A 21,761-nucleotide genomic window follows, 5' to 3' on the forward strand; every position below is an offset into this window, starting at 1 on the left:
AATGCACAAGAAGTACGGCAAACGTGACATTATGATACCTATGCTTCGTTGGACTACCGCGGGTGAATCTCACGGCAAAGCGCTTATCGCTCTCGTAGAAGGCGCGCCAGCCGGACTTCCCCTGACTACAGATGACGTATCACGCCACCTCGCACGCCGCCGCCTCGGCTATGGTCGCGGGGCGCGAATGAAGTTTGAGGCCGATGAGGTCACCCTGCTGACTGGCATTCGACATGGTGAGACGCTGGGATCGCCGATTGGCATTATGGTCGGCAACTCCGAATGGCCCAAGTGGACTGAGGTCATGAGCCCGGATCCAGTTGACCCAGTTGTTTTGGATACAGCTCGTGGCGCCACCTTAACCCGCCCGCGCCCGGGGCATGCCGATTTCAACGGCATGCTGAAGTACAACCACACCGATGCTCGAAACATCCTGGAGCGTTCATCGGCTCGCGAGACTGCAGCACGTGTGGCGGCATCGGTTGTGGCACGCTTAATTCTGCGTGAGACTCTCGGTGTGGAAGTTGTCAGCCACGTTATTTCCATCGGTCGTTCGGAGCCCTACGAGGGGCCACTGCCGACCTTCGCTGATCAGGACAAGATTGACGAGTCGCCAGTGCGTGCATTCTCCGCAGCTGCGGAGGAGTCGATGATTGACGAAATCAAGGCCGCCAAGAAGCAGGGCGACACCCTCGGTGGCATCGTCGAGGTCGTTGTCCACGGTCTGCCGGTGGGTCTGGGATCGCACATTTCCGGTGATGCCCGTCTGGATTCGCAGCTTGCGGCTGCCTTGATGGGAATTCAGTCCGTCAAGGGCGTGGAGATCGGCGACGGTTTTGAGGAAGCCCGTCGCCGTGGCACCGAGGCTCACGATGAAATGGTGCGTACCGACGACGGCGTGGATCGGGAAACTAACCGCGCCGGTGGCCTGGAGGGTGGCATGACTAATGCTCAACCTCTCGTTGTGCGTGCTGCGATGAAACCAATTTCGACCGTTCCGCGTGCGCTGAAGACCGTCGATATGGCCAGCGGCGATGCAGCTACCGCAATCCACCAGCGCTCTGATGTCTGCGCGGTCCCGGCCGGCGGTGTTGTCGCAGAGGCAATGGTCGCGCTGGTACTGGCGCGTGCAGTGATGGAAAAGTTCGGCGGCGATAGCCTGGAGGAAACCAAGCGTAACGTTGAGGGCTACTTGGAGCAGACTCGACGTCGCCTTGATTGGAAATAGCGCCACAGTCGCGCACACGAAGAAGGGTAAAACGAGGGGAATGTCCGTTCCTACTATTGTCCTTGTCGGACCGCCCGGATCGGGAAAGTCCACCATCGGTCGTCGACTGTCTCGTGCATTGAGCACAAGACTCACCGATACCGATGAGATGATTGAACAGCGCATGGGCAAGACTTGTGGGGAAGTCTTTTCCGAGCTGGGAGAGCCGGAATTCCGCCGTATCGAGGAACAAATCGTGGCGGAGGCTCTGACCCACGACGGAATCGTCTCACTTGGCGGTGGTGCCGTGATTTCGCAGGCGACCCGTGACCTGCTGGCAGACCATAACGTCGTCTACCTCGAGATCAGCATTGCAGAGGGGGTCCGTCGTACAGCGGGTAACAATTCGCGCCCGGTGCTCCAGGCGGATGCCCCTGAGGCTCATTACCGCGCGCTCTATGAGGCTCGCCGAGCTTTTTACGAAGATGCAGCCACTTTCAAGGTGCGTTCCGACGAACGTTCCCCGCAGCGCGTTGTGGCCGAGATCCTCAGCTACCTCGATGAAACCTGCGACGAGGCTTAACTGGCGACTCTTAAAAGGCGGCAGCTAATCACTGCCGTATAACCAGCAACTCCATACATTTCTTACGCTAACGACTAGGGACTGACAATGAACTCAACCCGCACAATCCGTGTTGAAGGCCCATCCCCGTACACGGTGACCATGGGGCATGGACTCACCGAGCAGATTGCGGAGGCCGCTACCTTTGCCTCCCAGGTTGCGGTAATTCACCAGGGGAGCGTTCAAGAGCTGAGCTTCGGCGTCATCAAGGCACTGGCGGACAAGGGAGTCGACGCTTTCAGCATCCAGATTCCGGATGCGGAGGAGGGCAAGACGCTCGCAGTTGCTGAAACAGTTTGGGACACTTTTGGTGAACGCGGTCTGGGCCGGCGTGACGCGGTAATCGCGATTGGCGGCGGTGCAGCCACAGACTTCGGTGGATTCGTCGCCGCCGCGTGGATGCGTGGAGTGAAGGTTATCCAGGTCCCGACGACGCTGCTCGGCATGGTCGACGCGGCTGTCGGCGGTAAGACCGGTATCAACACTGCAGCCGGCAAGAACCTGGTCGGCGCTTTCCACGAGCCTGCCGCGGTGTTTTGTGACCTTGACGTCCTGCGCACCTTGCCGAAGGCCGAGCTGATTGCGGGCTCGGCAGAGATTATCAAGGCTGGATTTATCGCGGACACGAAGATTCTCGATCTTTACGAGGCAAACCCGCAGGCCTGCCTCGATGTTGACGGTGACCTGCCAGAACTGGTCGAGCGCGCGATTGCTGTCAAGGCACGCGTTGTCGTTGAGGATCTGAAGGAATCTGGCCTCCGTGAGATCCTGAACTATGGCCACACTTTCGGTCATGCCGTTGAGCACTTTGAAAACTACCGCTGGCGCCATGGCCACGCCGTAGCTGTAGGCATGGTTTATGTTGCTGAGCTGGCCAAGATCACCGGACATATTGATCAGGAACTCGTAGACCGCCACCGTCGCATCCTAGAGTGCATTGGGCTGCCAACGACCTACCAGGCAGGTCGTTTTACCGAGCTCTACGATGCTATGACCAGGGATAAGAAGAACCGCGATGGTGCGATCCGATTCGTTATTCTGGACAACCCCGGTGAAACAGCCCGTCTTGAAGGCCCGGGAATGGATGACCTCGAGCGTGCATACGAACTGCTCTGCAACAATGGGCACGCCGCATCGGAGGAGTCAGCCCGCTCATGACCTCTCTTCGCGCAGCAACTGATGCCACAACGGCGATTCCGACCGTGCTTGTTCTGAACGGCCCGAACCTCGATCGTCTAGGCAAGCGTCAGCCAGAAATTTACGGTGCCACTACTTTGGCCGATGTCGAATCTGAACTTCGCACCCTAGCCAAGGAGCTTGGCGTCGTAGTGGATTGCCGCCAATCCAACTATGAAGGTCAACTCATCGAGTGGGTTCACGAAGCTGCCGACTACGGTTGGCCAGTCATTATCAATCCAGGGGGGTTGACACACACCTCCGTCGCCCTACGTGACGCGCTTGCCGAAATTGCCGACGGCGCGGGCTTCCACGAGGTCCATATTTCAAACATTCACGCCCGGGAGGAGTTTCGGCACCACTCGTACCTGTCGGCGCTTGCCGCGGGCGTTATCGTCGGATGCGGAACTGATGGGTATTCCATGGCACTGAGAAGGGTGAGTACGAAACTATGACAGATATCTCCACGAACTACGCCGCCCGCCGAGCCGCTCTTATCGACGCATTGTCCGACAACGACTGCGACGGTTTCCTCACAGTCGATCCGACGCATGTTGGTTGGCTTACAGGTTTCCACGGCTCGAATGCTGGTTTGATTGTTGCGGCCAGTGGGGAAGCGCTGCTTTCCACCGACGGCCGCTATACGGTTCAGGCTGGCAAACAGGCACCGGACGTGGAGTTACTCACCGCCCGCAACACCGGCGTGGCACTCGTCGGTCAATGCCGAAAGCTGGATATCTCGCGTCTTGGTGTTGAATCTGAGTTCCTCACTATGGCCGCTTATCAAGAGCTAGAGGATGCCCGGCCACAGGCACTCGAGCTGGTATCGACTACGGGCGTCGTCTCTAAACTGCGGGAGGTCAAGTCCGATACAGAACTCGTCGCTCTGCGCCACGTCGCCGACATCGCGGTCTGCGCATTCGAGGACTTGCTTCACGACGGCATCGTGGTCGCCGGCCGCACGGAGCGCGAAGTCGCCGCAGAGTTGGAGTACCGCATGCGCATGCATGGCGCCGATCGGCCTAGCTTCGACACGATTGTCGCGAGCGGCCCGAATTCCGCCAAGCCACACCACGGGGCGGAAGATCGCGTAATCGAGGCAGGTGACCTGGTCACTATTGACTTTGGCGCCTTTGCCGGGGGCTACAACTCAGATATGACACGTACCCTCTTTGCCGGTGAGGCGGGAACGTCGTCAAGCGAAAACGATCCGAACAATACGTCGTCAGATTTGGACGGCGCGATTGTTGCCGGGGTGGAGTTCGCAGACGAGAAGGCCCGAGAGATTTACAATGTCGTGCTGGAAGCCCAGCTGGCTGGCGTAAAAGCGGCCGTGCCAGGGGCTGATGTTGTGGCTGTAGACGCAGCATGCCGGGACATTATTGAAAAGGCTGGTTATGGGGAGCACTTCGTTCATTCCACCGGCCACGGAATCGGTATTGAGGTGCATGAGGCTCCATTTGCTGCTCGCACCGGCAAGGGGAAGTTGGCAGCTGGCATGACGTTGACCATCGAGCCTGGTATTTATGTGCCGGGGTTCGGCGGTGTGCGCATCGAAGATACGTTGATTATCACCGACACCGAGCCGGAAATTATTACGCAGCTGCCGAAACCGCGGGCCTAACATCACGGCGTTTTATTTTTCTCTCGATGAGATACGGAGTATCGTGGTTTCGTCAGAGAGCTTTTTAACAATTTCAGGAGAGTTTAGTTGGCTACCACCGCAGATTTTAAAAACGGTCTAGTTATCAAGCACGACAATAAGCTTCAGCAGATCGTGGAGTTCCAGCACGTCAAGCCAGGTAAGGGTCCGGCATTCGTCCGCACCAAGCTGAAGGACGTTCTGACCGGCAAGGTTGTTGACAAGACTTTCAACGCTGGCGTCAAGATTGAGACTGCTACCGTCGACCGTCGCGACATGACGTACCTGTACCACGACGGTGAAGGATACGTCTTCATGGACGACAAGACCTACGACCAGATTTCCATCCTGGACGCTCAGATGCCGGAGGGTGCTAAGTTCCTGCTTCCGGAAACCACCTGCCAGGTGTCCTTCCATGAGGGCAACGTTCTTTTCGCTGAAATGCCTGTTTCGGTTGAACTGAAGGTTGAGCAGACCGACCCGGGTCTGCAGGGCGACCGCTCCACCGGTGGCACCAAGCCGGCAACTTTGGAGACTGGCGCTGAGATTCAGGTGCCGCTGTTCATCGAAACCGGCGACGTACTGAAGGTCGACACCCGTGACGGCTCCTACCTGTCCCGCGTCAACCACTAATTCCCTCATCTAGTTCACCCTTTTGTTGAGAGCGATACATACACATCCATGACTGAAAAGGATCACAAGTCCGTCGAGACCCCGGATGCGCAGGAGTCCGCGAAAGTTCGCGAACCTAACTACAAGCGCCACGGCGCGCGCTACCGTGCGCGCCGTCGTGCGGTAGATCTGCTATTTGAGGCCGAGCAGCGAGGCGTCGACGTCGTCAAGCTTCTTGAAGAGCGGCTGGAAATGGTCCGTAATCCCGATCTGGATGTGAATCCAATTGCGGAGTACACCGAGCAGATCGTGCGCGGTGTAGCTGCGGAAATTATCGGTATCGACTCGACGATTTCTTCGTACCTGACGGAGGAGTGGCCGCTGCGTCGCCTACCGGCAGTCGACCGTGCTATCTTGCGTCTTTCCACCTGGGAGCTGTTCTACAACTCCGACGTGCCTCCGCGTGTGGCCGTGGTGGAAGGCGTTGAGCTGGCATCGGAATACTCCACTGATGTGGCGGCACCGTACATCAACGCAGTTCTCGATGCCGAGGCCAAGATTGCCGACCAGGCACGCCTGGCAGCAGCAGCTGTTAGCACTTCGGTGGGCGAGTCCCAGTTCGACGAGGCTATTCAGGCACAGGCTGCTGCAAATGAGGAAGCTGACAAGGCACTGGCTGACTCCGATGAGATGGCTAAGATTACCGGCCTGGACATGAGCGATATTGCCAAGCTGGTGGCTGAAGACGTGGCTAAGAGCGAGAACGGGTCCTAGCCAATCAAAGCGGCCGGGCTCACTGCGAGCCGATCACAGTCGGTTCTCGCGGATTGTCTGAAACTCCAAGTCCCTTTTTTGGGGGCTTGGAGTTTTGTTGCATTTAGAGGCAATTTAAGTGTGAGTGCTATTCTGGTCAGCGGAAGTTTGCACCGCGCCCGTAGTTGCGAGTCATGCAAACTGATAATCAAATATCCACAATCAAGACATCCTTTAACGGACCGCACTGAGAGGCGGGGAAGGAGGTCACGATGAGCGAAGGAACGCCGCAAACAACCGAGCTGCTCAATGCAGACGAAGTTGCACGTACCATCGCGCGCATCGCGCACCAAATTATTGAAAAAACTGCGCTGGATAGCCCAAATGCTGGGCGCGTAGTTCTCCTCGGTATTCCATCTGGTGGCGTACCGCTGGCGGAGAAGCTAGCCGATTTGATTGAACAGTTCTCCGGCATTCGCCCGGAAACTGGATCGCTTGATATCACCCTGTACAGGGATGACTTGCGCAAGGGCCCGCACCGCGCCCTGCAGCCCACGAACATTCCAAACTCCGGAATCGACGGCACCACCGTTGTTCTCGTAGACGATGTCCTCTTCTCAGGTCGCACAATTCGTGCCGCACTCGACGCTATTGCTGACATCGGTCGCCCGCGAGTAATTCAGCTTGCAGTGCTGGTTGATCGTGGTCATCGTCAACTACCAATTCGCGCCGATTACGTCGGTAAGAATCTGCCAACTTCCCGCGACGAAGACGTCGATGTGCTGGTAGAGGCACTTGACGGCCGTGACGCGGTTATTCTCACCCGGGCGGAGGAACAGTGAAACACCTGATTAGCATTGCGGATTTGACCAAGGATGAAATTGTCGGCCTGATGGATGAGGCCGATCGTTTCAAGGAGGTCATCCGCGGTCGGGAAATTAAGAAGCTGCCGACCCTGCGCGGCCGCACTATTTATAACCTCTTTTACGAGAACTCCACGCGTACCCGCTCTTCTTTTGAGACTGCGGGTAAGTGGATGAGCGCCGATGTTATTAATATCTCGGCTTCCTCTTCCTCTGTGAAGAAAGGCGAAAGTCTGAAAGACACCGCGCTGACTTTGGATGCTATCGGCGGCGATGCCATCGTCGTTAGGCACCCATCGTCGGGCGCGGCACAGCTGATCGCCAAGTGGACTGAGGAATTTGGCAACGGCCCATCGATCATCAACGCGGGTGACGGAAAGCACCAGCACCCGACGCAGGCTCTCCTGGACGCGGTGACGTTGCGTCAGCGCCTCGGTGGAATTGAGGGGCGCAAGGTCGTCATCGTTGGCGATATTTTGCACTCTCGCGTCGCTCGCTCTAACGCCGATCTGCTAAGCAAGCTCGGCGCCGAGGTCGTCTTCGTCGCGCCACCGACGCTGCTGCCGTTTGGCATCGAGACCTGGCCGGTGCGTGTTGCCTACCGCATGGAAGACGAGATTCGCGATGCTGATGCCGTGATGATGCTCCGCGTTCAGCAGGAGCGCATGAACGGAGGCTTCTTCCCATCCCATCGCGAATACGCCACTCGCTACGGGCTGTCGAAGGCTCGCGAGAAGATGCTTCGCGACGACTGCATTGTGATGCACCCAGGCCCGATGCTTCGTGGCATGGAAATTAACGATGCCGTCGCTGATTTGCCGCGCACTGCCGTGCTGCAGCAGGTAGCCAACGGTGTCCACGTCCGCATGGCAGTTCTTTTCACACTGCTGACCTCAGGTGTTTCCGCCAACTTGGAAGGGCAGGCATAAATGTCGAATCGCAATGAGTATGACGAAGCCTCGTACCCCGAGGTAGGACCATTGGCAGCACCCGCACGGGGACAGCTGCTGCTGAAGGGTGTGCGTCCCTACGGTGAAGGCGAAGACGTCGACGTCTTGATTGAAGATGGCGTTATCGCTGAGATTGGAGAAAATCTCACGGCCGAGGACGGGGTAGAGGTCCTGGAGTTCGACTCCCTCGTTCTCTTGCCAGGCCTGGTTGACATCCATGTGCACCTGCGGGAGCCGGGCCGTGAAGATACGGAAACCCTGGCCACTGGTTCCGCTGCCGCAGCACGCGGTGGTTTCACCGCAGTGTTCACTATGGCCAATACCGCGCCGGTAACCGATGACCCCTCGATTGCTGAGTCGGTGTGGCTCAAGGGCCAGGCGCTGAACCTCTGCGACGTTCACCCGGTCGGATCCATTACTAAGGGGCTGAAGGGCGAGACGCTGACTGAGTTCGGCATGATGGCAGACTCGCAGGCGAAGGTACGCATGTTCTCCGATGACGGTAAGTGCGTTGACAATCCGCTGATTATGCGCCGCGCGATTGAATACGCCCGCGGCGAGGACGTATTGCTGGCGCAGCACTGCGAAGATCCGCGTCTGACCGCAGATGCATCGGCTCACGAAGGTCCGACCGCCGCACGACTCGGCCTGACCGGGTGGCCGCGCGTAGCTGAGGAGTCCATCGTGGCCCGAGATGCCATTATGGCTCGCGACTACGGCGGACGCATGCACATCTGCCACGCTTCCACCGAAGGCACGGTTGAGCTGGTCAAGTGGGCAAAGGAGCATGATATTCCGCTGACCGCCGAGGTTACCCCGCATCACCTGATCCTCACCGATGAGAAGTTGGAGACCTACGACGGCGTCTACCGCGTCAATCCGCCGCTGCGTGAGCAGCGCGACACCCTGGCTCTGCGTCAGGCTCTGATTGACGGGATCATTGACTGTGTCGCTACCGACCACGCTCCGCACGGCTCTGAAGAAAAGTGCTGCGAGTTCGAGCACGCTAAGCCCGGCATGCTTGGTCTGGAGACCTCGATGCCAATCATCGCCGAAGAGTTCGTTTTGAAGGGCGATTGTGATTGGCGCTGGCTGGCCAAGGTCATGAGTGAGCGTCCCGCTCAAATCGTGAAGCTACCGGGGCACGGCCGTCCGATTGCTGTCGGTGAGCCTGCCAACCTGACCGTTGTTGACCCGGGCAAAAAGTGGACGGTCCGCGGCGAAGACCTGGCGTCGAAGTCTGAGAACACTCCATATGAGGAAATGGAGATGGCCGTGTCCGTGGCAGCTACCGTGCTGCGCGGTAAGGTGACCGCTCTTAACGGAGAGGTCGCTGGATAATATTCATGTCAACGCATAAAAATTCACATGCGTCCCGTATGATTAATGTAAATTCCTCGCACGCTACCCAACTGAAAGGCAATAACGTGAGCAACGAGTCGCAGGCCGCGGCCGCTACAGCGGCAGTCCTGGTATTGGCAGATGGCCGAGTGTTCCGCGGACGCGGTTTCGGCGCCACCGGTACAACCCTGGGTGAGGCAGTTTTTACCACCGCTATGACGGGCTACCAGGAAACCCTGACGGACCCGTCCTACCACCGCCAGCTGATTGTGGCTACCGCACCACAGATCGGCAACACCGGTTGGAACGATGAGGACTACGAGTCCCGCGGAAACAAGATTTGGGCAGCTGGCTTTATTATCCGCGATTTGTCGCGCATTCCCTCCAACTGGCGCTCGGAGCGCAGCTTGGAAGATGAACTGAAGGCACAGGGCATCATCGGTATCCGCCAGATTGATACCCGCGCGCTGGTTCGCCATTTGCGCGACAATGGCTCGATTGCCGCTGGTATTTTCTCCGGTGAGGACGCACAGCAGCCCGTCGATAAGCTGGTGGAAATCGTTCGCGCTCAGCCTGCGATGAAGGGCGCGGATCTGGCTCGCGAGGTCAGCACCGATGAGGCCTATGTCGTGGAACCGCAGGGGGAGAAGAAGGCACGTGTTGTGGCCTACGACCTGGGCATCAAGTCCAACACCCCGCGTGAGCTGGCTAAGCGTGGCCTGGAAGTCGTAGTTGTTCCGGCGAACACTCCGTACGAAGATATTAAGAAGGAATACCAGCCGGACGGTGTCTTCTTGTCCAACGGCCCGGGTGACCCGGCAACTGCTGATGAGATGGTTGCGGTCGCCAAGGCTGCCCTCGATGACGGCATGCCGCTATTCGGTATCTGCTTCGGTAACCAGATTCTTGGTCGCGCACTCGGCCTGAATACCTACAAGCTGGTCTTCGGTCACCGCGGCGTCAATGTTCCGGTGAAGGACCACCGCACTGGCCGTATTTTTATCACCGCTCAGAACCACGGTTTCGCACTTGAAGGCAAGGCCGGCGAGAGTTTCGATACCCCGTGGGGCGAGGCAGAGGTTACGCACACCTGCCTTAACGACGACGTCGTGGAAGGTGTCGCACTGAAGAACGGCATGGCCTTTTCTGTGCAGTACCACCCGGAGTCCGCAGCCGGCCCGCACGATGCGCACTCTCTCTTTGATGACTTCCTGGCGCTGATCCAGAAGGTCGATTTCAACAAGTCCGCAACCGGAAACTCGAACAAGTAGGAAAGGGCTAAGGGACCTAACACCATGCCACGTCGTACAGACATCAACCACGTACTGGTTATCGGCTCCGGCCCGATTGTTATCGGTCAGGCCTGCGAGTTCGACTACTCCGGCACCCAGGCTTGCCGCGTGCTGCGCGAAGAGGGCCTGAGAGTCACGCTGGTCAACTCCAACCCGGCAACGATTATGACTGACCCGGAGTTCGCAGACTCCACCTATATCGAGCCGATTGAAACCAAGTACATCGAAAAGATTCTGGCCAAGGAAGCTGCAGAGGGCAACCCGATTGACGCTGTCCTGGCAACTCTCGGTGGCCAGACTGCACTGAACGCAGCTATTCAGCTGGACCGCGAGGGCATTCTGGAGAAGTACAATGTCGAGCTGATTGGTGCTGATATTCCGGCCATTCAGCGCGGTGAGGATCGCCAGATGTTCAAGGACATCGTCGCCAAGATTGGTGGCGAATCCGCTCGTTCCCGCGTCTGCCACAACATGGAAGAAGTCCATGAGACTGTTGCAGAGCTCGGTCTTCCGGTCGTTGTTCGCCCTTCGTTCACCATGGGCGGTCTGGGTTCCGGTCTGGCCTTCAACCAGGAAGACCTCGACCGTATTGCAGGTGGCGGCCTGGCCGCATCGCCCGAGGCCAATGTTCTGATCGAGGAGTCCATCCTCGGCTGGAAGGAATTTGAGCTCGAGCTCATGCGCGATGGCGACGACAACGTCGTCGTGGTCTGCTCCATTGAAAACGTTGATGCCCTCGGTGTCCACACTGGTGACTCGGTGACTGTCGCCCCGTCGATGACTCTGACCGACCGCGAGTTCCAGACCATGCGTGACCAAGGCATCGCAATTCTGCGTGAGGTCGGCGTTGACACCGGTGGCTGTAACATCCAGTTCGCCATCAACCCGAATGACGGCCGCATCATCACCATTGAGATGAACCCGCGTGTCTCCCGCTCGTCGGCGCTTGCTTCCAAGGCAACTGGTTTCCCGATTGCAAAGATTGCTGCCAAGCTGGCTATCGGCTACACCCTCGATGAGATCACCAACGACATCACCGGTGAAACCCCGGCAGCGTTTGAGCCGGTGCAGGACTACGTGATTGTCAAGGCTCCACGCTTTGCTTTCGAGAAGTTCCCAGGTGCTGACGATACGCTGACCACCACCATGAAGTCCGTCGGTGAGGCCATGGCTATCGGCCGTAACTACATCGGCGCGCTCGGTAAGGTCATGCGTTCGCTGGAGAACAAGCCAGCTGGTTTCTGGACTGTTCCGGATGAGAACTTCGCAGGTGAGCGCGCAAGCGATGTCAACGCTGTCCTTGAAGATCTGAAGCGTCCGACTGAAGGCCGCATTTACGACGTTGAGCTGGCTCAGCGTTTGGGTGCATCCATCGAGCAGATCCACGAAGCTTCCGGCCTGGATCCGTGGTTTATCGCCGAGATGGAAAACCTGCAGGATATCCGCAAGGAGCTTATCGACGCTCCGGTGCTGACCTCCGACCTGCTGCGTGAGGCTAAGTACTGGGGCCTGTCCGACGCCCAGATTGCTGCGCTGCGTCCGGAGTTGGCCGGGGAAGACGGCGTGCGCGAGCTGCGCTGGCGCCTGAACATCCACCCGGTATTCAAGACTGTCGATACCTGCTCCGCCGAGTTCGAAGCACAGACTCCGTACCACTACTCGGCATACGAGCTGGACCCGGCTGCTGAGTCCGAGGTCGCCCCGCAGACCGAGAAGGAAAAGGTCATCATCCTCGGTTCCGGTCCTAACCGCATCGGCCAGGGTATTGAGTTCGACTACTCCTGTGTCCACGCGGCGCTCGAGCTCTCCCGGGTTGGGTACGAGACCGTCATGGTCAACTGCAACCCGGAAACGGTTTCCACCGACTACGACACCGCAGATCGCCTCTACTTCGAGCCATTGACCTTCGAGGATGTCCTCGAGGTCTACCACGCTGAGAGCCAGTCCGGAAAGGTCGCAGGCGTCATTGTTCAGCTCGGTGGCCAGACCCCGCTGGGCCTGGCGGAGCGTCTGCAGGCCGCAGGCGTTCCGATTGTCGGCACTAGCCCAGAGGCAATCGACCTGGCTGAGGACCGCGGTGAGTTCGGCAAGGTGCTGGCTGAGGCCAAGCTGCCGGCGCCGGAGTTCGGTACCGCCACCTCCTTCGCAGAAGCTCGCCAGGTTGCCGCTGGTATCGGTTACCCGGTGCTGGTCCGTCCGTCCTACGTCCTCGGCGGCCGTGGCATGGAAATCGTCTACGATGAGGCCACTCTGGAGGACTACATCAACCGCGCTACCGAGCTGTCCAATGAGCACCCGGTACTGGTTGACCGCTTCCTGGACAGCGCCATCGAGATTGATGTTGATGCACTGTGTGATGGGGAAGAGGTCTACCTCGGCGGCGTTATGGAGCACATTGAGGAAGCCGGTATTCACTCCGGCGACTCCGCGTGTGCGCTGCCTCCGATGACTCTGTCTGCAGGCATCATCGACAAGGTGCGTGAATCCACCAAGGCACTGGCACACGGCATCGGTGTCAAGGGCCTGATGAACGTTCAGTACGCACTCAAGGACGAGACGCTCTACGTCATCGAGGCCAACCCGCGTGCATCTCGTACCGTACCGTTTGTCTCCAAGGCAACCTCAGTTCCGCTGGCTAAGGCCGCGTCCCGCGTCATGATGGGCGCTACTATCGCGGAACTGCGCGAAGAGGGCATGATTCCGTCCAACTTCGACGGTGGCTCTCTGCCTGCTGACGCTCCGATTGCGGTTAAGGAAGCCGTCCTGCCGTTCAACCGCTTCCGCGACTTCGAGGGCCGCGCTCTCGACAGCCTGCTGAGCCCGGAGATGAAGTCCACCGGTGAAGTCATGGGCTTGGCAGACAACTTTGGTGCCGCTTTCGCCAAGGGCGAGCTGGCCGGTTTCGGTGAGCTGCCGACCGAGGGCACGATCTTCGTCTCGCTGGCCAACCGCGATAAGCGCACTCTGGTCTTCCCGATCCTCACGCTGGCGGATATGGGCTTCCGCATCCTGGCAACGGAGGGTACTGCCGGCATGCTGCGCCGCAACGGTGTCGAGTGTGAGGTCGTCGCAAAGCGTACGACTGATTCCGAAGCGCCGTCTGACGAGCGCGACATTGTCGACATGATCCGCGACGGTGAGGTTGACATCATTATCAACACCCCATCCGGTTCCGCTGGCGCACGTTCTGACGGATACGAGATTCGCGCCGCTGCGGTGAGCCAGGGCGTAACTTGTGTGACTACCGCTCAGGGCGCTGTCGCAGCACTGCAGGGCATCCTGGCACTGCGCAACGGTGAGATGAGCGTTAAGGCTCTGCAGGAGCTCCACCCGGCAGAGTTGGCTGCTCAGGAGCAGGTCTAACATGACCGCGAAGGCTGAAGGATCCGCAGTGCGGACAATTAAGGGTTTCGGCGATCGCCTCAGCGAGGTTGTCGCCGAGCGCGGCCGGCTCTGTGTGGGAATCGACCCGCACCCTAGGTTGCTGGATGCCTGGCAGTTACCGCGATCGGCAGAAGGTCTAGAGCGCTTTGCCACCACATGCGTCGAAGCGTTTGGTGACATCGTTGCCGTCGTCAAGCCCCAGGTGGCGTTCTTCGAAGCCTACGGTTCCAAGGGCTTTGCCGTCCTGGAGCGGACGTTGGCGGACCTGAAGGACGCAGGTGCGCTGTCGATTGCAGATGCCAAGCGTGGCGATATCGGTTCGACTATGGCTGCATACGCCGAAGCCTGGCTGTCGGATAGCTCGCCGCTAGCCGCCGACGCACTGACGGTATCTCCGTACCTTGGGTTCGGTGCTCTTGATCCGGCGGTTTCGTTGGCGTTGGAGAACGGACGGGGCTTGTTTGTGCTGGCCGCGACGTCCAATCCGGAAGGTGCGTCAGTGCAGAAGGCGATGGTTTCGGGTGAGACTCTGGCTCAGACCATGGTCAACCAGGCAGCCGCTATTAATGCTCGCCAAATTGACGCTGGTGCAAAGGCGGGCAGCATCGGCGTTGTTGTTGGCGCAACGCTTGACGACGCCCCGGTGCTCAGTGACCTGCGCGGTCCCATTCTCATGCCCGGTGTGGGAGCTCAGGGTGGAACCCCGGCAGATGTAGATCGTCTGGCAGGGGAATCCAAGGGGCTTGCACTGCCGAATATTTCGCGTGCGATTCTCTCCGCTGGGCCTGATCCTGCTGCGCTGCGGCGCGCAACGATTGAAGCTGCAGCTCCGTTCCTTTCCGAGAGTTAGCAGCAAATCGCCGAATTGTCAGAAGCCCGCGGGGACACCTCATAGAACAGGTGCCCCTGCGGGCTCTTCCGTACCTAGCTGCCGGGATTTTCCTAATGACCCTCGGATGGCGGTGGCGTAGGTATAGGCCAGTTACTGTGACAATTACTAGGAGATTTCGTACAAAAACCGTGGTCAATTTCCATTCTCCTGGGCAAACGGTGCTACAATCGCCGGAGTTGGTTGACCACGACCGAAAGGTGGGGCGGATAAAGCCCTGGTGTCATTTTTATCGACACCCCGTCAGCATTTGCCTCAACAACCGGTGAGTGCGGTACGGTCTCCAATCGTTAAGCACGGTGTCGTTGCCTGCCCTTGGTGGACGCGAGGCTCGTGCTAGTAAATAAGAAGCTAACCAATCTATTTTTACGGAGGAACACGTGGCCCTTCCGCAGTTGACCCCGGAGCAGCGTGCAGCAGCACTCGAGAAGGCAGCTCAGGCCCGCAAGGTACGCGCAGAGCTCAAGGACAAGCTGAAGCGTGGCGCTATCGACCTGCCAGAGGTTCTCAAGCAGGCTGACGAGAACGAAATCATCGGCAAGATGAAGGTCTCCGCTCTGCTCGAGGCTCTGCCGAAGGTCGGCAAGGTCAAGGCGCAGGACATCATGAATGACCTGGAGATTGCTCAGACCCGCCGTCTGCGTGGCCTGGGTGACCGTCAGCGTCGCGCTCTGCTGGAGCGCTTCGGCTACGCAGTGGAGGACTAGTCGCAGTGGCCGGGAATGAAAACGGTCAGTTGGTAGTCCTCGCCGGCCCTGCCGGTGTAGGAAAATCCACTGTTGTCAGTCGGCTTCGTGCCGAGGTTCCCGGACTGTACTTCAGCGTTTCCATGACCACCCGCGCCGCACGGCCGGGGGAGGTCGATGGCCGCGACTATTTCTTCGTGACCCCGGAGAAGTTCCAACAGCATATTGATGCAGGAGAGATGCTCGAGTGGGCTGAAATCCACGGTGGTCTGCAGCGTTCTGGTACGCCGCGTGGCCCGGTGGATAAAGCTCTCGCCGAGGGACGTCCGGTACTCGTTGAGGTGGATCTGGCGGGAGCCCGCTCCATCCGTAAGGTAGCGCCGAATGCTCACCTGCTGTTCTTGGCTCCGCCAAGCTGGGAGATTCTCGTCAGCAGGCTCACTGGTCGTGGCACGGAAACCGAGGCGCAAGTCAAGCGTCGCCTGGAAACCGCGCGAGTGGAAATGGATGCTCAGCACGAATTCGATGAGGTTGTTGTCAACGACAATGTCGATGATGCTGTGGCGGCCATCGCTCGGGCGCTGACTACTGGCAAGTAACAGGGCGACTCCACATCATCGATAGTAGAAATCGTTTCCAAGCAATGGTGTTTCTATTGCTCCGACGGTTTCTATTGTCACCCCAGTAACTCACGTTCTATTGAGGAAAGATTTCTCGTGACCCAGGAAAATACCGCCACCGAGGCAGTGTTCGACCCGCCAATTGGTATTACCAATCCGCCGATCGATGAGCTGCTTGGTAAGGCTTCTTCGAAGTACGCTCTGGCTATCTTCGCTGCCAAGCGTGCACGCCAGATTAATGACTACTACCAGCAGATTGACGAAGGCATGCTGGAGTACGTTGGCCCGCTGGTTACTCCGGGGGTCGCTGAGAAGCCTCTGTCCATCGCTCTTCGTGAAATTAACGCTGGTCTGCTGGACCACACTGAGGGCTAGAGCATTTCCTTAAGGGGAGATATCTGTATGCATGCCGCCGGTAATGCTGACGTATCCGAATGTTTAAAGGTTGTCGTCGGGGTTGCCGGCGGCATCGCTGCATATAAGGCCGCACACGTTGTTCGTGGCTTCAAGGAACTCGGTCACGATGTTCGCGTCGTTCCCACCGAGTCCGCATTGAATTTTGTAGGTGCGGCTACTTTCGAGGCGCTGTCGGGGAACCCGGTGTCGACTACGGTTTTTGACGCAGTCGATGAAGTTCAGCATGTCCGCGTGGGGCAGGAGGCCGACCTCGTCGTCGTGGTTCCCGCGACTGCCGACTTTATGGCGCGTGCCGCACACGGGCGTGCCGACGACCTTCTCACCGCAACTTTGCTTGTGGCGACCTGCCCGGTGGTTCTGGCCCCTGCCATGCACACCGAGATGTGGAACCATCCAGCTACGCGGGATAATGTCGCGATTCTTCGTCGCCATGGCACTATTGTCCTCGATCCGGCCCATGGCCGTTTGACTGGTAAGGACACTGGTCCAGGTCGTCTGCCGGAGCCAGAGCAGATAGTTTCGCTGGCATTAGCGGCAGTCGAGAATCCGCGCCACTTCCGCCGCGACTTCGAGGGCGTGCGCTTTATGATTACTGCCGGTGGCACCCGTGAGGCTATCGACCCGGTACGTTTTATCGGCAACCACTCCTCAGGGCGTCAGGGCTTCGCGCTAGCTGAGATGGCAGCACAGCGTGGCGCTCAGGTCACTGTGGTGGCAGGACATACAGATCAGTTGCCGATACCGCTGGGCGCGAATGTTGTAAAGGTTGATTCCACTTTGGAGATGGCCAAGGCCGCCCACGAACACTCCAAGTTGGCCGATGTCTGCATTTTTGCCGCTGCCGTCGCCGACTTCCGTCCGGCATCGACCGCTGGGGCCAAGATGAAGAAGGGCGTCGCAGACGACGCTTTGAGCAACATCCAGCTTGTAGAAAACCCTGACATTCTGGCTACCACTGTGGAGCGTCGTAAAGCGGGCGAGATTCCGGCAACCACGACGATGGTGGGCTTTGCGGCTGAGACCGGCGACGAGACGACGACGCCACTCGAGCTTGCGAAGCAGAAAATTGTGCGCAAGGGCTGCGATTTGCTCATGTGTAACGACGTCTCAGGTGGGCAAACTTTCGGTGCGACGGACAATGTCGGATGGTTGTTGTCTCTCGATGGCGAGCAGTGGGACGTGCCGCGGGGCTCAAAATTCTCGGTGGCCGGTTCGATTTTGGATGCAGTTTCCGAGCTGCGACAGGAACCTCAGCCAGCGGAGTAGCGGAGGCCTACTACGGCGACTGAACCGCTTGGTCTATAATTATCGAATCAAACGAAAACCCACGCCGCAGCGACACCGCAGGCGTGGGGAAATGATCTAGAAGAAAGTTGTACTGCTCGTGGCCTCTAATCTTCGGCTGTTTTCCAGTGAATCTGTTACCGAGGGGCACCCAGATAAGATTTGCGACTCGATTTCGGACTCCATCCTTGACGCTATGCTCGCGCAGGATTCTGCATCGATGGTCGCCGTTGAGACTGTGGTGACTACCGGTTTAGTCCATGTTGTTGGCGAAGTTCGCACGAAGAGCTACGTTGACATCCCCGGTATTGTCCGGAGTCGACTGAAGGAGATCGGTTTCGATTCTTCTGAAAAGGGCTTTGACGGCAAGACCTGCGGCGTCTCCGTTTCGATCGGTGAGCAGTCCTCAGATATTCACGACGGTGTGCACACTTCTCTGGAAGCACGCAGCTCTGATGGCGAAGTCGAAGCAGAAGATCTCAAGGGCGCTGGCGACCAGGGGCTGATGTTCGGCTACGCTACCAACGAAACTCCGGAGTACATGCCGCTACCGATTGCGCTGGCACACCGCCTGGCTCGCCGCTTGACGCAGGTACGCAAGGAAGGCATCGTCCCATCGCTTCGACCGGATGGTAAGACTCAGGTCACCTTCGCTTACGACGAAGACAATAACCCGGTGTACTTGGACACTGTTGTGGTGTCCACGCAGCACGACCCGGATGTGACCCAGGAGTGGATTACCGAGCAGATTAAGACTCACGTAGTCGATTGGGTGCTCGACGACGCTAACTTGCGCGAGCGCTTTGTTACCGATGAATTGAAGCTGCTGGTCAACCCGTCTGGCCAATTTATTATCGGTGGGCCGATGGGCGATGCCGGCCTGACCGGCCGCAAGATTATCGTCGACACCTACGGCGGTATGGCTCGCCACGGTGGCGGCGCATTCTCGGGTAAGGACCCGTCAAAGGTGGACCGCTCCGGCGCTTATGCCACCCGTTGGGTTGCGAAGAATGCCGTGGCTGCGGGTCTGGCTGACCGCCTGGAGATTCAGGTCGCCTACGCTATCGGCCGCGCTCGCCCGGTAGGCCTTTACGTCGACTCTTTCGGCACCGGTCACGTTTCAGACGACGCCATCCGCGAGGCTATCAACAAGGTCTTCGACCTTCGTCCGGCCGCTATTATTCGTGACCTGGACTTGCTGCGCCCGATTTATGCGCAGACCTCCACCTACGGTCACTTCGGCCGAACTGACTTGGACCTGCCGTGGGAGCAACTCAACCGTGTTGAAGAGCTCCGCGCAGCCGCTGGCCTGGGATAAACACCACCCGCCAGCATGACCCTGGGGTGGGGAAGTAGAGTAAGACTCTATGACCGACGCCCCCTTCGCACCCGCCGCCGCAGCTGAGAAGCTGCCAGTCGCGCGGGTGCTTCCACTTTTGGGGCTGCCGCAGTTGGATCGCCCCTTCGATTACCTGGTTCCGCGCGCGCTAGCGGAGGAAGCGGTTGTCGGTTGCCGGGTGCGGATTCGATTCCACGGCCAATTGGTCAATGCGCTGGTGCTGGAGCGCTGTGCCACGCCCACTCACGACGGCAAACTGTCCTATCTCAAGGATGTCATCAGCACTGAGGTTGTCTATCCGCCACAGCTTCGACGGTTGGTGGATTCTCTGGCGGAGTATTACGGCGCAACACGCTCAAACATCATTCGCTCCGCCATCCCAACCCGCCATGCACGGGCCGAACGTGCCCGCAAGGAGAACATGCCCCCGACGTGGGAGGAATTGGGAAAGCTTGCCACCGAGGATCCGGATCTTTCCGCTTGGGGCAACTATGTCTTCGGCGAATCCTTTGTCGATTCCGTCCGCAAGGGCGCCCCGGCACGCGCAGCGTGGCAGCCAGTTCCAGGGGAACAGGTGGCAGCCATGCTCGCCGCGCTCAGCGTTTCGGTCGCCCGCGATGGTGGCGGTGTTCTCATCATTGTGCCGGACGCACGCATGCAGGCGCGCTTCGAGAGCGCTTTTCGCGAGCTCATTTCTGCCCGTCAGCTCACTCTTCTCGGGGCTGGTCTCGGGCCCGAGTCCCGCTATCGCCGGTACCTGGATATCCTGCACGGCCAGGGGCGCATAGTCGTCGGCACGCGTTCGGCAGCGTACGCCCCAGTGCAGAATCTGCGTTTAGCAGTGATTGTCGATGATGGCGATGACAACCTCGTAGACCCCCGCGCACCCTACGTCCACTCTCGCGAGGTGCTGGTCACGCGAAGTGCGCAGGAGGGATGCGCTCTTATTTTTGCATCGTATAGCCGTACAGCAGAGGTGCAGCTGCTGGTCTCCTCAGGTTGGGCGCACAATCTGGTTGCAGGCGCCGACGCCCTGGCTGAATCCATGCCGGAGATGATTGCCTCCACGGACACTTCCGAAGACCCGGATGACGTCAGTAGGGGACGCCTTCCTGCCATCGCTTTTCGACGGGCAAAAGCCGCGCTGCGCGAAGAGCTTCCGATTCTGGTCCAGGTACCCCGCAAGGGATATGTACCGACATTGTCGTGTCGTTCCTGTGGTGCTCCTGCGCGCTGTCGCTGGTGTAACGGTCCACTGGGAATTCCACCGTCCGATAACCCGGACGATCCGGCGCCGCCGACCTGTCGGTGGTGTGGCCGCATCGACATCCACCACCGTTGCCATAGCTGCGGTTCCACCAAGATTCGGCCAGTCGTGGTCGGCAGTGAACGTACGGCGGAAGAGTTTGGTCGTATTTTCAGTCCATTCCCAGTCGTCGCTTCCTCTGGCGAACGGATTGTTGACGACATTCCCGAAGGCCCGAGGGTCGTGGTGGCCACGCCGGGAGCCGAGCCTTATGCGCCGGAGGGCTACGGTGCAGTGATGCTGCTGGACACTTGGGCGATGCTCGGCCGGCAGGACCTGCGCGCTCATGAAGAGGCCTATGCGCATTGGTCTCGAGCTGTCACGCTTGCGCGACCGCGGGAGCGAGGAGGGGCAGTGGTTATCGATGCGGATGCTGCAGTCCCGACTGTGGCCGATCTTCTGGCATGGGACGCGGTAGGCGCTGCGAACAGGGAATTGGCCGACCGTACAGCCGCCACTCTGCCTCCGGCCTTTCACGTGGCAGCGGTGGACGGGACTGAAGAGGGCCTGCGTAACTTCATGGAGTCCCTGGAGGTTCCATCGGGCGCGGAAATCCTGGGGCCGGTAGACCTTCCCCGCAACGCCAGACCACCAGCAGGCGTGGAACCGGGTACACCTATTCAGCGGATGTTGGTGCGCTGTGACCGTCGGCAAGCACGGGCGGTGGGAGCGGCGTTGAAGGCAGCACAGGTCGTTCGAGCGACCAGGAAGGACCCGACGCCGGTGCGCGTTGTCGTCGATCCGATTAATTTCGGCTAGCTGCTAAAATGAGCGCGTTATCGCTTGATTCACACCAGTTTTCTTGGAGGCTCTAAGTTCATGGCAGTTCGTGAGGTACGTCTTTTCGGCGATCCGGTGTTGCTGTCCAAGGCGGATACCGTCACTGATTTCGACGCGACGCTGTCGCACCTGATTGATGACATGTTCGACACGATGGACGAGCAACAGGGCGTCGGGCTCGCGGCAAACCAGGTCGGCGTGCTGCAGCGCGTTTTCGTCTACGACTGCAACGGCACCCGCGGGCACATCGTCAATCCGGAATGGGAAGCCATCGGCGACGAGACTGTCCACGAAATCGAAGGATGCCTATCTATCCCGGGTATTAATGGACCCGTGACTCGACACGCACGTGTGCGCGTTACTGGCCAGGATCGCCACGGCACACCGGTGAGCTTCGAAGCTGATGATTTGCTGGCTCGCTGTGTGCAGCATGAAAGCGACCACCTGGATGGTGTGCTGTTTTTGAAGCGTCTCGAGGGCGACGAGCGCAAGACCGCGATGCGTTCTCTGCGTGAGCAGGACTGGTTCCTCAACCGCGGTTAACTCACCTGCGCCTAGACCCCTGGGTGTGGCGCCCCGAGTTTCATCACTAGATTAA

At 58.9% G+C, this 21,761-nt stretch carries 19 protein-coding genes and 1 pseudogene; all 20 read left to right on the top strand.

Features of this window, described 5'->3' with window-relative positions:
• Positions 1-40 precede the first annotated feature (40 nt).
• The 20 genes and pseudogenes from aroC (at position 41) to def (ending at position 21,706) form a co-directional block, all read left to right on the top strand.
• Positions 41-1,228, top strand: coding sequence for a chorismate synthase (gene aroC / locus HMPREF1206_RS07390; protein WP_187269731.1), 1,188 nt, complete (start codon positions 41-43; stop codon positions 1,226-1,228).
• Between the two features lie 40 nt (positions 1,229-1,268).
• Positions 1,269-1,790 (top strand): shikimate kinase, encoded by a 522-nt coding sequence (locus tag HMPREF1206_RS07395; protein ID WP_016422702.1) that lies wholly within the window; start codon positions 1,269-1,271, stop codon positions 1,788-1,790.
• 87 nt (positions 1,791-1,877) lie between these two features.
• Entirely contained in the window at positions 1,878-2,987 is a 1,110-nt protein-coding gene (aroB, locus tag HMPREF1206_RS07400; protein ID WP_016422703.1) for a 3-dehydroquinate synthase, read from the top strand.
• Complete coding sequence (gene aroQ / locus HMPREF1206_RS07405) at positions 2,984-3,460, top strand: type II 3-dehydroquinate dehydratase (protein WP_016422704.1); 477 nt, start codon at positions 2,984-2,986, stop codon at positions 3,458-3,460. Before aroB ends, aroQ begins: the two co-directional genes overlap by 4 nt.
• Positions 3,457-4,629 (top strand): Xaa-Pro peptidase family protein, encoded by a 1,173-nt coding sequence (locus HMPREF1206_RS07410; RefSeq protein ID WP_016422705.1) that lies wholly within the window; start codon positions 3,457-3,459, stop codon positions 4,627-4,629. Before aroQ ends, HMPREF1206_RS07410 begins: the two co-directional genes overlap by 4 nt.
• An 87-nt stretch (positions 4,630-4,716) precedes the next feature.
• The gene (gene efp / locus HMPREF1206_RS07415) at positions 4,717-5,280 is read left to right on the top strand and encodes an elongation factor P (RefSeq protein ID WP_016422706.1); all 564 of its coding nucleotides are present in this window, start codon (positions 4,717-4,719) and stop codon (positions 5,278-5,280) included.
• 48 nt (positions 5,281-5,328) lie between these two features.
• Positions 5,329-5,850: pseudogene (nusB, locus tag HMPREF1206_RS07420) on the top strand (transcription antitermination factor NusB); the annotation flags it as partial.
• A gap of 434 nt (positions 5,851-6,284) precedes the next feature.
• Complete coding sequence (gene pyrR, locus HMPREF1206_RS07425; RefSeq protein WP_016422708.1) at positions 6,285-6,854, top strand: bifunctional pyr operon transcriptional regulator/uracil phosphoribosyltransferase PyrR; 570 nt, start codon at positions 6,285-6,287, stop codon at positions 6,852-6,854.
• Positions 6,851-7,804, top strand: coding sequence for an aspartate carbamoyltransferase catalytic subunit (locus tag HMPREF1206_RS07430; protein ID WP_016422709.1), 954 nt, complete (start codon positions 6,851-6,853; stop codon positions 7,802-7,804). The genes pyrR and HMPREF1206_RS07430 overlap by 4 nt, the downstream gene beginning before the upstream one ends.
• The gene (locus HMPREF1206_RS07435) at positions 7,805-9,166 is read left to right on the top strand and encodes a dihydroorotase (protein WP_016422710.1); all 1,362 of its coding nucleotides are present in this window, start codon (positions 7,805-7,807) and stop codon (positions 9,164-9,166) included.
• A gap of 38 nt (positions 9,167-9,204) precedes the next feature.
• Complete coding sequence (gene carA / locus HMPREF1206_RS07440) at positions 9,205-10,437, top strand: glutamine-hydrolyzing carbamoyl-phosphate synthase small subunit (protein ID WP_255465687.1); 1,233 nt, start codon at positions 9,205-9,207, stop codon at positions 10,435-10,437.
• 24 nt (positions 10,438-10,461) lie between these two features.
• Entirely contained in the window at positions 10,462-13,821 is a 3,360-nt protein-coding gene (carB, locus tag HMPREF1206_RS07445; RefSeq protein ID WP_016422712.1) for a carbamoyl-phosphate synthase large subunit, read from the top strand.
• 1 nt (position 13,822) lies between these two features.
• Entirely contained in the window at positions 13,823-14,692 is an 870-nt protein-coding gene (gene pyrF / locus HMPREF1206_RS07450) for an orotidine-5'-phosphate decarboxylase (RefSeq protein ID WP_016422713.1), read from the top strand.
• Between the two features lie 419 nt (positions 14,693-15,111).
• A complete protein-coding gene (mihF, locus tag HMPREF1206_RS07455) occupies positions 15,112-15,438 on the top strand; it encodes an integration host factor, actinobacterial type (protein WP_016422714.1) in 327 nt (108 codons plus the stop codon).
• 5 nt (positions 15,439-15,443) lie between these two features.
• Positions 15,444-16,016 carry a guanylate kinase gene (gene gmk, locus HMPREF1206_RS07460; protein WP_016422715.1) on the top strand — a complete coding sequence of 191 codons (573 nt, stop codon included), beginning with the start codon at positions 15,444-15,446 and terminating at the stop codon, positions 16,014-16,016.
• 117 nt (positions 16,017-16,133) lie between these two features.
• Positions 16,134-16,412 (top strand): DNA-directed RNA polymerase subunit omega, encoded by a 279-nt coding sequence (gene rpoZ / locus HMPREF1206_RS07465; protein WP_005510796.1) that lies wholly within the window; start codon positions 16,134-16,136, stop codon positions 16,410-16,412.
• A gap of 27 nt (positions 16,413-16,439) precedes the next feature.
• The gene (gene coaBC, locus HMPREF1206_RS07470; protein ID WP_016422716.1) at positions 16,440-17,720 is read left to right on the top strand and encodes a bifunctional phosphopantothenoylcysteine decarboxylase/phosphopantothenate--cysteine ligase CoaBC; all 1,281 of its coding nucleotides are present in this window, start codon (positions 16,440-16,442) and stop codon (positions 17,718-17,720) included.
• 118 nt (positions 17,721-17,838) lie between these two features.
• Complete coding sequence (metK, locus tag HMPREF1206_RS07475; RefSeq protein ID WP_016422717.1) at positions 17,839-19,056, top strand: methionine adenosyltransferase; 1,218 nt, start codon at positions 17,839-17,841, stop codon at positions 19,054-19,056.
• Between the two features lie 49 nt (positions 19,057-19,105).
• Positions 19,106-21,142 carry a primosomal protein N' gene (locus HMPREF1206_RS07480; RefSeq protein ID WP_016422718.1) on the top strand — a complete coding sequence of 679 codons (2,037 nt, stop codon included), beginning with the start codon at positions 19,106-19,108 and terminating at the stop codon, positions 21,140-21,142.
• 60 nt (positions 21,143-21,202) lie between these two features.
• Complete coding sequence (gene def, locus HMPREF1206_RS07485; RefSeq protein ID WP_016422719.1) at positions 21,203-21,706, top strand: peptide deformylase; 504 nt, start codon at positions 21,203-21,205, stop codon at positions 21,704-21,706.
• Positions 21,707-21,761 lie beyond the last annotated feature (55 nt).

It is taken from the genome of Corynebacterium sp. HFH0082 (assembly GCF_000411235.1).
GTDB classification, from domain to species: Bacteria; Actinomycetota; Actinomycetes; order Mycobacteriales; family Mycobacteriaceae; genus Corynebacterium; species Corynebacterium jeikeium_D.

Excerpts from the sequence above, each read along its gene's own strand:
- coaBC (WP_016422716.1), top strand. The coding sequence starts at position 16,440 with ATGCATGCCGCCGGTAATGCTGACGTATCCGAATGTTTAAAGGTTGTC.
- carB (WP_016422712.1), top strand. The coding sequence starts at position 10,462 with ATGCCACGTCGTACAGACATCAACCACGTACTGGTTATCGGCTCCGGC.
- HMPREF1206_RS07435 (WP_016422710.1), top strand. The coding sequence starts at position 7,805 with ATGTCGAATCGCAATGAGTATGACGAAGCCTCGTACCCCGAGGTAGGA.
- carA (WP_255465687.1), top strand. The coding sequence starts at position 9,205 with ATGATTAATGTAAATTCCTCGCACGCTACCCAACTGAAAGGCAATAAC.
- HMPREF1206_RS07410 (WP_016422705.1), top strand. The coding sequence starts at position 3,457 with ATGACAGATATCTCCACGAACTACGCCGCCCGCCGAGCCGCTCTTATC.
- aroB (WP_016422703.1), top strand. The coding sequence starts at position 1,878 with ATGAACTCAACCCGCACAATCCGTGTTGAAGGCCCATCCCCGTACACG.
- def (WP_016422719.1), top strand. The coding sequence starts at position 21,203 with ATGGCAGTTCGTGAGGTACGTCTTTTCGGCGATCCGGTGTTGCTGTCC.
- pyrR (WP_016422708.1), top strand. The coding sequence starts at position 6,285 with ATGAGCGAAGGAACGCCGCAAACAACCGAGCTGCTCAATGCAGACGAA.
- HMPREF1206_RS07480 (WP_016422718.1), top strand. The coding sequence starts at position 19,106 with ATGACCGACGCCCCCTTCGCACCCGCCGCCGCAGCTGAGAAGCTGCCA.
- HMPREF1206_RS07395 (WP_016422702.1), top strand. The coding sequence starts at position 1,269 with ATGTCCGTTCCTACTATTGTCCTTGTCGGACCGCCCGGATCGGGAAAG.
- aroQ (WP_016422704.1), top strand. The coding sequence starts at position 2,984 with ATGACCTCTCTTCGCGCAGCAACTGATGCCACAACGGCGATTCCGACC.
- aroC (WP_187269731.1), top strand. The coding sequence starts at position 41 with ATGCTTCGTTGGACTACCGCGGGTGAATCTCACGGCAAAGCGCTTATC.
- pyrF (WP_016422713.1), top strand. The coding sequence starts at position 13,823 with ATGACCGCGAAGGCTGAAGGATCCGCAGTGCGGACAATTAAGGGTTTC.